General features: G+C 67.6%; 13 protein-coding genes. 7 read left to right on the top strand and 6 right to left on the bottom strand.

Going from position 1 to position 15,556, the window contains the following annotated elements; all coding sequences use genetic code 11:
- Positions 1–64 precede the first annotated feature (64 nt).
- The 3 genes from MT490_RS05495 to MT490_RS05505 are packed head-to-tail and all read right to left on the bottom strand — an operon-like array spanning position 65 to position 3,492.
- On the bottom strand, positions 65–1,300 hold the full coding sequence (locus tag MT490_RS05495; protein ID WP_297384987.1) for a cytochrome P450: 1,236 nt from the start codon (positions 1,298–1,300) through the stop codon (positions 65–67).
- A 33-nt stretch (positions 1,301–1,333) separates the two neighbouring features.
- The gene (locus MT490_RS05500; protein ID WP_297384989.1) at positions 1,334–2,578 is read right to left on the bottom strand and encodes an ABC transporter permease; all 1,245 of its coding nucleotides are present in this window, start codon (positions 2,576–2,578) and stop codon (positions 1,334–1,336) included.
- The gene (locus MT490_RS05505) at positions 2,575–3,492 is read right to left on the bottom strand and encodes an ATP-binding cassette domain-containing protein (RefSeq protein ID WP_297384991.1); all 918 of its coding nucleotides are present in this window, start codon (positions 3,490–3,492) and stop codon (positions 2,575–2,577) included. Before MT490_RS05505 ends, MT490_RS05500 begins: the two co-directional genes overlap by 4 nt.
- 39 nt (positions 3,493–3,531) lie before the next feature.
- On the opposite strand from MT490_RS05505, the gene queG reads away from it, so the two are divergent.
- Entirely contained in the window at positions 3,532–4,599 is a 1,068-nt protein-coding gene (gene queG, locus MT490_RS05510; protein WP_297384993.1) for a tRNA epoxyqueuosine(34) reductase QueG, read from the top strand.
- Positions 4,600–4,777: 178 nt separating this feature from the next.
- Here queG and MT490_RS05515 read toward each other — a convergent pair whose 3' ends face one another.
- Together MT490_RS05515 and MT490_RS05520 are read right to left on the bottom strand one after the other, a co-directional pair.
- On the bottom strand, positions 4,778–5,149 hold the full coding sequence (locus MT490_RS05515) for a hypothetical protein (RefSeq protein WP_297384994.1): 372 nt from the start codon (positions 5,147–5,149) through the stop codon (positions 4,778–4,780).
- The gene (locus MT490_RS05520) at positions 5,146–5,838 is read right to left on the bottom strand and encodes an EI24 domain-containing protein (protein ID WP_297384996.1); all 693 of its coding nucleotides are present in this window, start codon (positions 5,836–5,838) and stop codon (positions 5,146–5,148) included. The genes MT490_RS05515 and MT490_RS05520 overlap by 4 nt, the downstream gene beginning before the upstream one ends.
- Positions 5,839–5,894: 56 nt before the next feature.
- On the opposite strand from MT490_RS05520, the gene MT490_RS05525 reads away from it, so the two are divergent.
- Entirely contained in the window at positions 5,895–6,902 is a 1,008-nt protein-coding gene (locus MT490_RS05525) for an adenosine kinase (protein ID WP_297384999.1), read from the top strand.
- Positions 6,903–6,983: 81 nt separating this feature from the next.
- Positions 6,984–8,195 (top strand): HD-GYP domain-containing protein, encoded by a 1,212-nt coding sequence (locus MT490_RS05530; protein ID WP_297385001.1) that lies wholly within the window; start codon positions 6,984–6,986, stop codon positions 8,193–8,195.
- A 154-nt stretch (positions 8,196–8,349) separates the two neighbouring features.
- Here MT490_RS05530 and purD read toward each other — a convergent pair whose 3' ends face one another.
- Entirely contained in the window at positions 8,350–9,624 is a 1,275-nt protein-coding gene (purD, locus tag MT490_RS05535; protein ID WP_297385003.1) for a phosphoribosylamine--glycine ligase, read from the bottom strand.
- On the opposite strand from purD, the gene xseA reads away from it, so the two are divergent.
- From xseA to MT490_RS05555, 4 genes are all read left to right on the top strand, one after another.
- Complete coding sequence (xseA, locus tag MT490_RS05540; RefSeq protein ID WP_297385005.1) at positions 9,623–11,002, top strand: exodeoxyribonuclease VII large subunit; 1,380 nt, start codon at positions 9,623–9,625, stop codon at positions 11,000–11,002. The two genes, purD and xseA, sit on opposite strands and share 2 nt — an antisense overlap.
- 29 nt (positions 11,003–11,031) lie before the next feature.
- On the top strand, positions 11,032–11,232 hold the full coding sequence (locus MT490_RS05545) for a DUF2093 domain-containing protein (protein ID WP_297385007.1): 201 nt from the start codon (positions 11,032–11,034) through the stop codon (positions 11,230–11,232).
- Positions 11,233–11,324: 92 nt separating this feature from the next.
- Entirely contained in the window at positions 11,325–12,098 is a 774-nt protein-coding gene (locus MT490_RS05550) for a M23 family metallopeptidase (protein WP_297385120.1), read from the top strand.
- Positions 12,099–12,351: 253 nt separating this feature from the next.
- Complete coding sequence (locus MT490_RS05555; RefSeq protein ID WP_297385009.1) at positions 12,352–15,459, top strand: TonB-dependent receptor; 3,108 nt, start codon at positions 12,352–12,354, stop codon at positions 15,457–15,459.
- Positions 15,460–15,556 lie beyond the last annotated feature (97 nt).

The raw sequence follows: 15,556 nt of genomic DNA on the forward strand, positions 1-15,556 counted from the left end.
CGAGCCCCGGCCTTTTCGGACCCACCCCCTAACCCCTCCCTTGCAGGGAGGGGAAATTCGCCGTTCAATACCGGCTCAGCTCCACCGGCATCTTCTTGTAGCCGTGCACGAAGCACGCCGCGACGCGCTCGGGTTCGCGCAGCACGTTCACGCGCAGCCGCCGCCTGGCCATCTCCTCGAGCAAGATGCCGATCTGCAACTCGGCCAGCCGTGCGCCGACGCAGCGATGGATGCCGTGCCCGAACGCCAGGTGCCGCCGCGCATTCTCGCGATCGACGATGATCTTGTCGGCATTGGGGAAGACGCTCTCGTCGCGATTGGCCGAGAGATACCAGAGCGCGAGCTTGTCGCCCGCCTTGATCTGCTGCCCCTCCAGCTCGCTGTCCTGCGTAGCGGTCCGGCGCATGTGCGCGAGTGGGGTCTGCCAGCGGATGATTTCCTGCACGGCATTGGGGATCAGCTCGGGTTTCGTCTCGAGCTTGGCGCGCTCGTCGGGGAATTGCTCGAGCCCCCAGGCATAGGCGCTCATCGAGTTGCGCGTGGTGTCGTTGCCGCCGACGATCAGCAGGATCAAATTCCCGAGGAACTCCATCTGGTCCATGTGGCTCATCGCGTCCGAATGGATCATCATCGAGATGAGGTCGGGCGTCGGCTCCTTGCCCAGCTTGCCCTGCCAGAGATTGCCGAAATAGGCCGCGCATTCGAACAGGATGTTGCGCCGCTCCTCCTTGCGCACCGGATCCTTGGCGATCTCGATATCGCCTGCCCAGTCGGACCAATAAGTGAGCAGCCGCCTTTCCTCCCACGGGAAGTCGAACAGGATCGCGAGCATCTGCGTGGTCAGCTCGATCGAGACGGTATCGACCCAATCGAATTCCTTCCCCACCGGCAGCGAATCGAGGATCTCGGCGCTGCGGGCGCGGATATTCTCGTTCATCCGCACCATTTCGGAGGGCGTGAACGCCGGCGCGACCGTCCGCCGCTGGCCGGTATGCTTGGGCCGGTCCATCGCGATGAACATCGGCATCTTGATGTCGCCTTCCTTCAGGTCGGCGATGGTGATGCCCCCGGCTTCGGACGAATAGAGATCGGGCAGCGATTCGACCTGGACGATCGGCTTGTAGGCGGAGATCGACCAATAGGGGCCGAAGGCGCTGTTCTCGGTATAATAGACCGGTGCCTTCTCGCGCAGCTCGCGGAACGGCGCCTGCCAGACGTCGTCGCGATACAGCTCGGCCCGGCTCACATCGAGCGGATCGACCGCGCTTTCGGGAACCGACTCGTTCGCCAGCGTCGCCATTCTGCCTCTCCTGCTTTTGCGGAGAGGAGAACCTTAACTGACAGCCGTGTCAATAGCGTGACGTTCGGCCTGCCGCTTGCTCCGCTTCGGGCTGCCCGACTTGAGCACGCCGCGCCGGAACAGCCGCGCCGCCACCGTCACGGTGATCGCCACCCACAAGGCCTGCCAGGCGAGCGCCAGCGCGTGCGGCCATAGGGTCGGCGAGTTCGCGGCATGCGCGGCCATCGCCAGCGGCGAGCTGAACGGGAAGATCTCGGCGGCGAGTGCCAGCCAGCTGCCGGGATTGCCCGCGGCATAGGAAGCGAAGCCCAGCATCGCGAACTGGAAGATGGTGATCGGCAGCGACAGCATCTGGATCTCGCGCTGGGTCGAGGCTAGTGCGCCGACGCCGAGGAACACCGCGCTCTGCAGCATGTACGCCATGGTGAAATAGACGACGAAGAGCAAAGGGAAGATCGGGCCGACGGCGGTGCTCAGATTGCCCAGCTCGGCGGCCACGCCCGCGGGCACGACCTTGGGCAATTGCGCGATCAGCGTTCCCCAGAAGCAGACGAACAGCAGCGCCGATCCGAATGCGCCGATCAGCTTGCCGAAGAACACGCTCTCGAGCGGAATCGCCGCGGCGAGCACTTCGATGACCTTGTTCGATCGCTCCTCGGCCATCGCGCCCACCGCTTGGCCCGAGAGCATCAGCGTCAGGAAGAAGATACCCAAGGCCGCGAAATAGGCGGCCTGGCCGCGGCCGGTGCTCGTGCCCTGGTCGGAGCGCACCACGGTGATCGCTGCCTCGCTCAATTGCCCCGCGCCGCCGCTCCGTTCGGCGCGCAGCGCCTGCTCGGCGAGCTGGGTCAGATAGATTGCTTCCGAATAAGCGGAGGCGCGGCGCAGGATATGCGGCCGATCGAGGGGGCCGTAGAGCACTGCCACGACGTCGAACCGGCTGCTGTCGAGCAATGCAAAGGCCTGCGCGCGCGGGTCGTCGCCCGGGCCCTCGATGTGCAGCGACGGCCGCGCGCTGGGCACGGTGAACACCTGTCGCAACTGCCTGTCGACCGCGGCGATCTCGGCGGCCTTGTCCTGGGCGGCGATGACCACGATCCGCTGGCGTTCCTCGCCGCTGCCCGCGGCGCTGGTCGCGCTCATGCTGCCGACCACGCCGAAGCCGATCATCAGCAACGGGCTGAGCAGGAAGAGCAGGAAGGTGGGCGTCATCACCGTCGCGGTGAAGTCGCGGCGCGCGACCGTGAGCGCCTGGCGGAGCATGCGTCCAAGCTTCATGCCGCCTGCTCCAGCGCTTCGGCACCGACGATCCGCACGAACGCGTCGTGCAGCCCCGGCCGCTCGATCGACAGCCCCGAGATGCCGTAGCCCGCATCGATCAGCCGGACGAGCAAGGCCTCGATCCCCTCGGGCGGCACGGTGAAGCGCCAGCTGCCATTCTCGCGCTCGGCATCCGCCGGCAACAGCGCGCCCGCGGTCTCGGCATGATGGTGCGGCGTGTAATGCGCCCTGAGCGGCAGCATCGCGCGCGCCTCGTCCACCGTGCCTTCGAACTTCACCACGCCGCCGGCGATGATCGACAGCCGGTCGCAAAGCCGCTCGGCATGCGCCATGACGTGGGTGGAGAACAGGATCGTCGCGCCGCGGTCGCGCTGAGCGCGGATCAGTTTCTCGAGCCGCTCCTGGTTGACCGGGTCGAGCCCCGAAAAGGGTTCGTCGAGGACGAGCAATTCGGGCTCGTGCACCACCGAGCCGAGCAACTGGACGAGCTGCGCCATGCCCTTGGAGAGTTTCCGAATCTTGTCGTCGGCGGCATGGCCGAGCCCGGCCGCTTCGAGCAATTCGCCCGCGCGCTTGCGCCCGATGCTCCAGGGCAGCCCACGCAGCGCGCCCATGAAGGCGATCGCCTCGCGGCACTTCATGCTGGGATAGAGCCCGCGCTCCTCGGGGAGGTAGCCCACCCGGTCGCTGGCGTCGCGCGGCGAATCCCGGCCGAGCAGCATCCGCTCGCCCTCGTCGGGCTCGATGATGCCGAGCAGCATGCGGAGCGTCGTGGTCTTGCCCGCGCCGTTGGGGCCGAGCACGCCGTAGATCAGCCCCTGGGGCACTGCGATGCTCACCCCGTCCACTGCGCGGCGATCGCCGAAGCGCTTGACGAGGCCGCTGGCACTGACGGCCAATTTGCTGCTCAAACCCGTGCCCTCCCTTGCGCTTCGTGGTAGCGGGTCCGCGTGCGCGAAGACAAGCCATTGGAACAACGGATCAAGGACAAGGCCGCGGAGATCGGCTTTGCCGCCTGCGGGATGGCGTGCGCCGACGCGGCGCCGGCGGCGGGGGAGCGGCTGCGCCAATGGCTCGCCGAGGGGCGCCACGGATCGATGATCTGGATGGAGGAGCGCGCGCACCACCGCGAGAGCCCGACCGGACTATGGCCGGAGGTGCGCAGCGTGATCGCTTTGGGCATGAGCTATGCGCCGGGCGTGGACCCACTCGCGCTGGCCGGCGAAGGCGAGACCGGGCGCATCTCGGTCTATGCCCAGGGCGCCGACTATCACGACCTGGTCAAGCGCAGGCTCAAGGAGCTCGCGCGCTGGCTGGTCGGCGCCGCGCCCGGTGCCGACGTCAAGGTCTTCGTCGATACCGCGCCGGTGATGGAGAAGCCCTTGTCCGAGGCGGCGGGGCTGGGCTGGCAGGGCAAGCATACCAATCTCGTCAGCCGCAGCCATGGCAGCTGGCTGTTCCTCGGCGCGATCTATACCACGCTCGAACTGGCGCCCGATCGTGCCGGCCGCATGACCTGCGGCAGCTGCGACGCGTGCCAGACGGCGTGCCCGACCGACGCCTTTCCCGCGCCCTATCGGCTCGATGCGCGGCGCTGCATCTCGTACCTGACGATCGAGCATAAGGGCCCGATCCCGCATGAATTCCGCGAGGCGATGGGCAATCGCATCTATGGCTGCGACGATTGCCTCGCGGTCTGCCCGTGGAACAAGTTCGCCGCGGCGGCGCAGGCGAACCTCGCCTTCGCCCCGCGCGCCGAGCTGACCGCGCCGGCGCTGGCGGACCTGCTCGCGCTCGACGATGCGGCGTTCCGCGAGGTCTTCGCCGGCTCGCCGATCAAGCGGATCGGCCGCGACCGGATGGTGCGCAACTGCCTGATCGCCGCGGGGAACAGCGGCAGTGGGGCACTGGTGGAGCCGGTGCGGGCGCTGCTCGACGACCCCGACGACGTGGTTCGCGAAGCGGCGGAATGGGCGCTGGAGCGGCTTAATAGCCCCTCCCCTTCAGGGGAGGGCTAGGTTGTATCGACGTTAAGGCGAGCGCGGCTTTCAATCCTCCCCCGCCAGGGGGAGGTGGCACGCGCAGCGTGACGGAGGGGGCGGAAGCACTGCGCCCAGTTAGAGAGTACGCTGCTTACCTCCCCCTCCGACGCCTTCGGCGCCACCTCCCCCTGGCGGGGGAGGATTTGAATATCCATTACCGCCTCGCCAGCGCCGCGACGCAGCTCGCCTGGTCGATCGGACCGCCGTCGCGCTGGCGCGTTTCCAGATAGCGCACCACCGGCTCGCCGCGGCCGCTCGACGGCGGGTAGAGATAGGCGTCGAGCACGCAGATCGGGCCCGCGAACTGGAGCTTCCGGCCCGGGCCCTCGCTCATGTCGATCGCGGGCTGGCCGAATTCGGCGATCAGCCGCGGCGCGGTCTGGCCCCTCACCACGACGACGCTCGGCGGCGCGGCGGCCGGCGCCGCGGCGGGGACGGGGACATAGGCCGCGGGGCGGGGCGGGGGGATCATCTCGCCCCCGCATCCGCCCAGCGCCATCGCGCCCGCCAAGACCCAGAACCTCATTCGCTTCTCCCGCGGTGGAATGCGTGCGTCGCCATCGCCGCGCCCAATACCGGCGCTGCGAGGTTGAGCACCGGCACCAGGAACAGCCCGGTGCCGATAGTGCCCAGCGCGAACCGGTTCCAGCGCGTGCCCCGCCGCCACTCCGCCAGCGCGCCATAGGGCATGTGGCGCGCGGCGACCATGTCGCCCAGGTCGCGCCCGAGCAGCCATGCGTTGACCGCGAAGAAGGCGAGCGCGGTGCCCACCCCGGTGACCAGCAGCATCAGGTAGAGCGGCGAGAGCAGGAGGTTGATTACGATCGTCCGCGTCGCCGAGCCGACGCCCATCGCCAGCGCCCGCCTGAGCGGCACGTCGCGCGCGGCGGCATGCGCCCGCGGATAATGCTTCGCCTCGACCGCGGCGACGATCTCGTCGGCGAAGATGCCGACCACCGCGACCGCGATCGCGCGGAACAGCAGCCACCATGCGAGGAGGAACAGCAGCAATGTGGCAACATCGGCGAAGACGTTGTTCTCGTCGCTGAGCCCGGCCCATGCGCCGATCACGTCGCCCAGGCCCTCGAGCGCGAACCACATGCCCACGCCCAGCAGCGCGAAGAGCGCCATGGTCAGCAGCAAGGATTTGGCGAACACGCGCAGCACCGGGCGATCGAACAGCTGGCCGAGCGACAGGACGAAAGCATGTATCATTGCGCTCCGCTTTGCCCGCCACTAGGGCGTCCGCGCAACCCTATCGGAGCCCAGACTTGACCAGCCCCACCTATGACGTCGTCGCCATCGGCAACGCGATCGTCGACATCCTCGCCCAGGCCGAGGACAGCTTCATCGAAGAGATCGGCGTGGCGAAGGGCTCGATGCAGCTGATGTTCTCGCCCGAGGAAGCCGACGCGCTCTACGCCAAGATGGGCCCCGGCCGCGAGGTTTCGGGCGGCTCGGCGGCGAACACCGTGGCGGGGATCGCCGCGCTGGGGGGCAAGTGCGCGTTCATCGGTCAGGTCGCCGACGACCAGCTCGGCACGGTCTTCGCGCACGACATCCGCGCCGCGGGCGTCGACTTCGGCACCGCGGTGCGCCCCGGCCAGCCGACCACCGCGCGCTGCCTGATCTTCGTCACCCCCGACGGCCAGCGCACGATGAACACCTTCCTCGGCGCGTCGCAGTTCCTGCCGGCCTCGGCGCTCGACGAGCAACTGATCGCAAGCGGCGCGATCCTCTATCTCGAAGGCTATCTCTGGGATCCCGAAGAGCCGCGCGCGGCGATGCGCAAGGCGATCGAGATCGCCCGTGCCAACGGCCGCAAGGTCGCCTTCACGCTCTCCGACATCTTCTGCATCTCGCGCCACGGCGGCGACTTCCGCGCGTTGATCGCGGACGGCCTGATCGACATCCTCTTCGCCAACGAGAACGAGCTGCTCGCGCTTTGCGAGCATGAGGACTTCGAATCGGCGGTCGCGCACATCCATGGCAAGGTGCCCTTGCTCGTCGTCACGCGCAGCGAGAAGGGCGCGATGGCGCTTCAGGGTACCGAGCGCGTCGAGGTGTCCGCCGAGCCGATCGAGCGGCTGGTCGACACCACGGGCGCGGGGGACATGTTCGCGGCGGGCTTCCTGTTCGGGCAGGCGCAGGGCCGGGGCCTCCGCGAATCGCTGCGGCTCGGCGCGATCTGCGCGGCCGAGATCATCCAGCATTACGGCGCGCGCGCCGAAGCGGACCTCGCGAAGCTGGCGCGTGAGACCGTGGGTCGCGACGCCTGATCCGTGCGCGCGTTTTAAGCACTGGGAAACCTGCTCCGGGTTAGAGTGGCCGAACGGCTAGCTCTTTTCAGGGGCAGATTGTTGCTTAGACGGATCGCGCCCGGCCAGGCCAGGATGGGCATGTATATCCACGGTTTCGAAGGCTCGTGGTTCAGCCATCCGTTCTGGCGCACGCGATTCCTGCTCGAACGGCCCGAGGATCTGGCCGCTTTGCTGGCCAGCGACGTTCCCGCGGTGCTGATCGACGTCGAGCGCGGCGTCGGCCCCGCGCCGCAGGTTCTGCCGCGATCGGTGAGCAAGGCGCCCGCGGCCGGTCCGCGGGTGGTTTCCTTCACCCCCATGGACTCGGCCAGGCTCGACCGCGACCATGTGCGCAAGACCATCGCGCAGTCGAAGCGTGCGGTGAAGGGCCTGTTCGACGGGGCCCGCCTGGGTCGCGCGATCAATGCCGACGAAGTGGCGCCGGTGGTCAGCGACATCTCCGCAGCGGTGGATCGCAATCCCGCCCTGTTCATCGACATGGCCCGGCTCAAGTCGAAGGACGAATTCACCTATCTACACTCCGTCACGGTCTGCGCGCTGATGGTCAATTTCGCGCGCCAGCTCGGCCTAGACGAGCCGGCCGTCCGCGCGATGGGGCTGGCGGGGCTGCTCCATGACGTCGGAAAGATGGCCGTGCCCGACGCGATCCTGAACAAGCCCGGCCGGCTCGACGATGCCGAGTTCGCGCTCATCCGCACGCATCCCGAGCAGGGATATGCGATGATCGAGAAGGGCGAGGGGATCACGCAGGAAGCGCTCGACGTCAGCCTCCACCATCACGAGAAGATCGACGGGACCGGCTATCCGCACGGCCTGAAGGGCAGCGCGATCAGCCTCGCCGCGCGGATGGGCGCGATCTGCGACGTCTATGACGCGCTGACCTCGGACCGTCCCTACAAGCAGGGCTGGACCCCGCTCCGGGCCGTGAGCGAGATGCACGGCTGGGAGGGCCATTTCGACCGCGAACTGCTGTTCAAGTTCTTCCGCAGCATCGGCGTCGTGCCCACCGGTCTGCTGGTGCGCATGCGCTCGAACCGCCTGGGCATCGCGCTGCCCGACGGAGCGAAGGGAACGCGCAGCAAGGTGCGCGTCTTCCACTGCGCGCTCGAACATGCGCCGCGCACGCTCGAGGACGTGTTCCTGTGCGGCTCGGGCGGCGCCGATCACGTCGTGAGCGAGGAGGACCCGGCGCGCTGGGGGTTCGCCGATTGGGCGGGATTGTCGGAGCGGCTGACCGCCGGGCGGGGCTGAGGCGCATTATTCAAATCCTCCCCCGCCAGGGGGAGGTGGCACGCGTAGCGTGACGGAGGGGGCGGAATCACTACGCTCCATTGGAGAGGGCGCCGCATACCTCCCCCTTCATCGCCTTCGGCGACACCTCCCCCTGGCGGGGGAGGATTGAAAGCTAAGCCCTGCCCGACCCCTCGCGCTTCACCTCGCGCCAGCCGATGTCCCGCCGGCAGAAGCCGGTCGGGAAGTCGATCGCGTCCACCGCGCGATAGGCCGCCGCCTGCGCGACGCGGACCGAATGTCCCCGCGCGGTGACGCTGAGCACGCGTCCGCCGCTTGCCACCAGCGTGTCGCCGTCCTTCCGCGTGCCCGCATGGAACACCTTGGCGCCGGCCGCCTCGGCCGCGTCGATCGCGCGGATCGCGCCGCCGGTCTCGGGCGTGCCCGGATAGCCCTCGGCCGCCATCACCACGGTCAGCGCGGTGTCGGACGAGAAGTTGGGATGGGGCCGTCCCGCCAGCTCGCCCTTCGCCGTGGCGAGCATCAGTTCGAGCAGATCGTCTTCGAGGCGCAGCATCAGCACCTGGCATTCGGGATCGCCGAAGCGGGCGTTGTATTCGATCAACTTCGGCCCCTGGCGAGTCAGCATCAGCCCTGCATAGAGCACGCCCGAATAAGGCGAGCCCATCCGCGCCAGCGCATCGATTGTCGGCCGCACGATCTCGTCGATCGCCCGGCGCTCCAGCGCGGGCGTCAGCACCGGCGCGGGGCTGTACGCGCCCATGCCGCCCGTATTCGGCCCGGTGTCGCCGTCGCCGACGCGCTTGTGGTCCTGCGCCGATCCGAACGGCAGCAGGGTGGTGCCGTCGGTCAGCACGAACAGGCTGGCTTCCTCGCCATCGAGGAACTCCTCGATCACCGCGCTGCCGCCGGGCACCGCGAAGATGCCGCGGATCGCCTCCTCGGCTTCCTCGCGCGTCATCGCCACCGTCACGCCCTTGCCCGCGGCGAGCCCATCGGCCTTCACCACCACCGGCAGCGCGAAATCATCGAGCGCCGCGAACCCGCCTTCGCGGCTCTCGACCCGTACATAGCCCGCGGTCGGGATGTTCGCGCGCGCGCAGAGATCCTTGGTGAAGCCCTTCGATCCCTCGAGCTGCGCCGCCGCCTTGTTGGGTCCGAACACGCCGATTCCCATGGTGCGCAGATTGTCGCCGAGCCCCTCGACCAGGGGCGCCTCGGGGCCGATCACGACGAAGCCGATCGAGTGGCGCAGGCAGAAATCGATCACCGCGCGATGGTCCGAAAGCGCGATCTCGGCGCATTCGGCATGCTCGGCTATTCCCGGATTGCCGGGCGCGGCGTAGAGATTCGCGAGGAGCGGCGATTGCGCCAGCTTCCACGCGAGCGCATGTTCGCGGCCTCCCGACCCGAGTAGCAGGACGTTCATGGCCGACCCCTTTTCCGATACGTCATCAGGGCGGCTCGTAGCCGAGCAAATGCCGGGGGACAACGCACCGGCGATGAGCGTGAGCGAACTATCCTCGGCGCTCAAGCGGATGGTCGAGGGCGAGTTCGGCCATGTCCGGCTGCGGGGCGAGATTTCGGGTTGGAAACGCGCCGCCTCGGGCCATGCCTATCTCGCCCTCAAGGATGCCGATGCGGTGATCGACGGGGTGATCTGGCGCGGTGCGGCTTCGGCCCTGCCCTTCGCGCCGCAGGACGGGATCGAAGTGATCGCGACTGGCAAGCTCACCATCTATCCCGGCCGCTCGAAGTACCAGATTGTCATCGAGCGGATGGAGCTCGCCGGCGAAGGCGCGTTGATGGCGCTGTTCGAGAAACTGAAGGCCAAGTTGGCGGGCGAGGGGCTGTTCGATCGCGAGCGAAAGAAGCCTTTGCCGTACATGCCGCGCACGATCGGGGTGGTGACATCGCCCACCGGCGCGGTGATCCGCGACATCCTCCACCGGCTCGAGGATCGCTTCCCCAGCCATGTCCTGGTCTGGCCGGTCAAGGTGCAGGGGGAGGGCGCCGCCGCCGAGGTCGCCGCGGCGGTGCGCGGCTTCGACGCGCTGCCGGCGGATGGGCCGGTCCGGCGTCCCGACCTGCTGATCGTCGCGCGCGGCGGCGGCTCGATCGAGGATCTGTGGGCGTTCAACGAGGAGGTTGTCGTCCGCGCGGTGGCGGAGTGCAATATCCCGGTGATCTCCGCGGTCGGGCACGAGACCGACACGAGTCTGTGCGACTTCGCCGCCGATCTCCGCGCGCCCACGCCCACCGCGGCGGCCGAGATCGCGGTGCCGGTGCTGGCGGACGTCCGCCACACCGTCGCCACGCTGGCGCACCGCACCGAGCGCTGCGTCCGCCGCTATCACGAGCGCGCGGGCGAGCGGCTAGCGGCCCTGGTCCGGGTATTGCCGCGCCGCGACGCGCTGCTCGGACCCCAGCGCCAGAAGATGGACGACCTCGCCGGCCGCCTCGACCGCGCGCTCGAGCGCCGGCTGACGCTCGCCCGCGCCCAGCTCGATCGCGACGCGGGGGCGCTGCGCCCCGCCGTGCTCGACCAGCTCCTCGCCACCGCGCGGCATCGCTTCGAGGGCGCGTCGCGCCTGCTCGACAGCGTCAATCCGGACAATCTGCTCCAGCGCGGCTATGTCCGCGTCGGCGCCAAGGCGACCGGCAAGGTCGTCACCACGGTGGCCGAGGCGCAGGCGGCGGGGGCGATTACGCTCCAGTTCAGGGACGGCCCCGTAGATGCCCGGGTTGAGCGGCCGGGCGGCAAATCCTACACGGGAGCCAAGCCCGAGCAGCCGAGTTTGCTCTGAACCGGATACGTAAGTTGAGAGATGCCGAGATGCTGATGTCCAACACTGCCCGCGCCGCCCGGCTCCATTACATGGCCAACGGCTTCCGCGTGCTCGCTCCCGGCGATCATGTCGTTTGCGCGGTCAGCGGCGAACGCATCCCGCTCGACGCGCTGCGCTATTGGAGCGTCGAGCGCCAGGAGCCCTATGCCAGCGCCGAGCGCGCCGCCGAGGCGATCCACGGCAAATGAGGCGCGGGCGGCTCGCGGTCGCCGCAGTGGCGATCGGATCGCTCTGCAGCGCGGCGAACAGCAACCAGACCAGGCCCGTCGCGGCCCCTGCGATGCAGGCGGACCGCTTCGGCCTCGCCGGGCAGCTGGTGCAGGGCGGCATCGCCACCGGCACCGCGCCGCGCGGAACCACCCTGCTCAGCCTGAACGGCAAGCCCGTCGAGCTTGCCGGCGACCGGCGCTTCCTGATCGCGTTCGATCGCGACGCCGCGCCGACGGCGATTCTCGCCGCGCGGCTGGCGAGCGGCGCGGAAGTCCGCCAGACGCTCGCCATCGCCCCGCGCGCCTGGGACATCTCGCGGCTCGACAGGCTTCCCAAATATCCCGTTCCGCGCCCCGAGTTCGAGCGCGTGCGCCCCGCCGAGCTTGCCCAGATCAACGCGGCGCGGGCGCTGCGCAGCGATTCCCAGGGCTGGCGGCAGAGCTTCCTGTGGCCGGTGACCGGGCGCATCTCGACGCTGTTCGGCTCGCAGCGAATCTATGCGGGCGAACCGGGCGCCTATCATTCGGGGATCGACGTTGCGCGGCCGACCGGAACGATCGTACTGGCGCCCGCCGACGGCGTCGTCATCCTGGCCACGCCGCGTCCGTTCACGCTCGAGGGCAATTTGCTCCTCGTCGATCACGGCATGGGCTTGAACAGCGCGTTCATGCACCTCTCGCGAATCGACGTGAAGCTCGGCGAGCGGGTCCGGCGTGGGCAGCCCATCGGCGCGGTCGGCCGGAGCGGGCGCGTGACGGGGCCGCATCTGCACTGGGGACTGCGCTGGCGCGACGCGCGGCTCGATCCGCTGCTGGTCGCCGGCCCCATGCCTGCCGCCGATTGATTGCCCGCTTCGTCGCGGCGCAACATTATTTTTCAAGCCGCGCAGCTCTTGCGCAACATTCCAATACCCAATGTGGCATTTTGGATACACTCCCCTCAAAAGGCGGGGGGCGATCCTGAATGCACGCTTTACAGACCCGGGACCCCCCTTCATCCATCGTGCCAAGCTTTGCCTGCGATGTGCCAAAAGCACGCCAAGGCGAAGCGGGGAGACACTCCGGCCGGGAGATGGCCGGATCAAGCGAGGGAAATTCATGAAGAAGACCCAGATCACACGCGGTCTGCGCGGCAGCACGGCTTTGTCCGCGCTCGTCCTCGCCGGCACGCTGTTTGCCGCGCCTGCATTTGCGCAGGAGACGCCCGCGCCGACCACGCAGTCGACGACTACGCAGACCACCGAGGAGCCGGCCGCGGAAGAGGGCGACATCGTCGTCACCGGTTCGCTGTTCCGCACCACCACCAATGCGACGCCGTCGCCGGTCACGACCGTCAATGTCGAATCGCTCGAGCAGCGCGGCATCTCGACGATCCAGGACGCGATCCAGCAGCTCGCTTCGAACAACGGCCCGGCGCTGACCAACAGCTTCACCGCGAACGGCGCGTTCGCTGCCGGTGCATCGGCCGTGTCGCTCCGCGGCCTGTCGACCAACTCGACGCTGGTCCTGTTCGACGGCATGCGTGCCGCTTACTATCCGCTCGCCGACGACGGTTCGCGTAACTTCGTCGACCTCAACACCATTCCCGACGACATCATCGACCGTATCGAAGTGCTGCGCGACGGCGCTTCGTCGACCTACGGCGCCGACGCGATCGCGGGCGTGGTCAACATCATCACCAAGAAGGAAGTGAAGGGCGTCAGCGCCCGCCTGGAAGCCGGCATCTCCGAGCGCGGCGACGCGGCGACCAAGCGCATGAGCCTGACCGTCGGTCACGGCGACCTCGATGAGGACGGCTTCAACGCCTATCTCAGCGGCTTCTACTACAAGAGCGACATCCTCTATAACCGCGACCGTCCGTATCCGTACAATTCGGACGATCTGCGCAACGTCTGCCAGGGCAGCGATTGCGGCCCGAACAACGTTGTAGGCGGTGTGAGCCCGGACGGCATCTATCGCGGTGGTACGCCGACTTCCTCGGCATTCTATGTCCGCCCGGCTAGCGGCACTACCGGTGCGCCGATCGGCGGGTCGATATATCAGCCGCTTGGTGATCTGGCTGCTAACTGCGTCGGTGGTACTCTGTACAATCTGAACGCGGCGGACCGCGCCGTTATCAATCCAGCGACCGGCACGCCTTACAATATCTCTGCGCCGAACACGATCTGTCAGAGTGACTACACGAAGAACTATGGCGTCATTCAGCCGAACATCGAGCGCTTCGGCGTCTCGGGCCGCTTCACCGCGAACCTGAACGACACCACCGAGGCTTATTTCGAAGCCAACTTCATCCAGAGCCGCGTGGACTATACCGGCTTCCCGGCGACGATCCGCGGCACCGCGAACACGGGCATCCTGTTCCCGCAATTCTCGACTGCCACGGGTGCTGGTCCGGTCGCTCCGGGTTCGGGCATCCTCGCGCTTCCGGTCTATGTCTGCCCGATGGGCGTGGGCTCGGCCACCGGGCTCAACACGGGCTGTAATGCGGTCAATGGCACGCTGAACCCGAACAATCCGTTCGCGGCGCAGGGCCAGACCGCGTTGCTCGTCGGTCGCATCCTGAGCCAGACGACCTACAACGAGACGCGCACCCGCGCCTATCGTGCGGCGATGGGTATCGACGGTAGCCTGAGCGATACGGTCAGCTATCGCGTCGGTGCCACCGCCATGCATGTCGATCTGCAGCGCACGCAGCGCGGCTATGTCTATATCGACAACCTGCTGACCTCGATCGCACGCGGCACGTTCAACTTCGTCAATCCCAACGCCAACTCGCAGCAGGCGTGGGATTTCCTGATGCCCGAGAACCGCACCAACGCCAGCTCGGACCAGTATCAGTTCGAAGCAAGCCTTGCGGCCGATCTGATTGAACTGCCCGGCGGCCCGCTCAAGGTCGGCGGCGGCGTTTCGATCCGTTACGAGTCGGTCGACGCGCCCAGCGGCAACCCGGACACGTTTGGCCCGACGCAGCGTTACTTCACGCTCAACGCATTCGGCACCGAAGGCAATCGTACGGTCAAGTCGGCGTTCGCCGAGCTTGATGCGCCGATCATGGACTTCGTGAGCGTCAATGCTTCGGGTCGCTATGACAGCTATTCGAGCGGCCAGGACGCCTTCTCGCCGAAGGTCGGCCTGAAGGTCACGCCGATCAAGTCGCTCGTGGTTCGCGGCACCTATTCGCGCGGCTTCCGTATCCCGAGCTTCGGCGAGGCGAACGCGCTGCCGACGACGGGCTTCGTGGCCAACTCGGCGGGTATCTTCAACAATACCTTCCTCGCGCAATATGGCTGCAACACCGGTGCAACCTCGCCCACGAACCCGAACGGGTTCAGCACTTGCCCGGCCTATATCCGCACCGGTTCCTATGGCCAGACCACGCTGGCCAGCCCGGACCTCGAGCCGGAGAAGTCGCGCAGCTTCACCGCCGGCGCGGTGTTCGAGCCGGTCCGCGGCATTTCGTTCACGGTCGACTATTACAACATCAAGAAGACCGGGGCGATCACGCAGCCCAGCAATGCGCCCGCGCTTGCCGCTTATTACAATAACCAGCCGATCCCGGCCGGTTACACCGTGATCGCGGACGCGCCGGATCCCAACTTCATGAACGCCCGCCCGCGCGTCGCGTTCGTGCAGTCGCAGCTGATCAACGCGAACACGATCAAGGCCGAGGGTCTGGACTTCAGCGCCAGCGTCGACGTTCCGATCACCGACGGCTTCCGGATCCAGAGCTCGGTCGAAGCCAGCTACATCATCAACCTGTCGACGGAGTTCCCCGACGGCTCGGTGGAAAGCTATGAAGGCACGATCGGCAACTACAACCTGACTGCCGGTTCGGGCACGCCCGAATGGCACGGCAGCTGGCAGACCACCCTCGATTTCGGCGATTTCGACGTCACGGGTACCGCCAACTATTTCGGCGGCTACAACCTGTCGGCCGAAGACCAGACCGGCGCGGGCACCGCGGGCGATTGCGGCCTGGGCGACGTCTGGGGTCCGTGCGACGTTTCGGAGTACATCACCTTCGACCTGAACGCTCGGATCAAGATCAACGATCAGTTCACCTTCTACGGCACGGTGAACAACCTGTTCGACAAGATGCCGCCGATCGATATCGCCACCTATGGCGCCCACATGTACAACCCTGTGCAGGGCGGCAACGGTATCCTCGGCCGGTACTTCCGGGCGGGTGTCCGCGTCGGCTTCTAAGCCGGCACGACAGCCAAAAAATTGGGGCGGCTCCTCCGGGAGCCGCCCTTTTTTTGTCCGTCTTGCGAGCCGAAACCCAAGGGCGGGCAGTCGCCCG

Source organism: Sphingomonas sp. (genome assembly GCF_026460985.1).
GTDB lineage: Bacteria > Pseudomonadota > Alphaproteobacteria > Sphingomonadales > Sphingomonadaceae > Sphingomonas.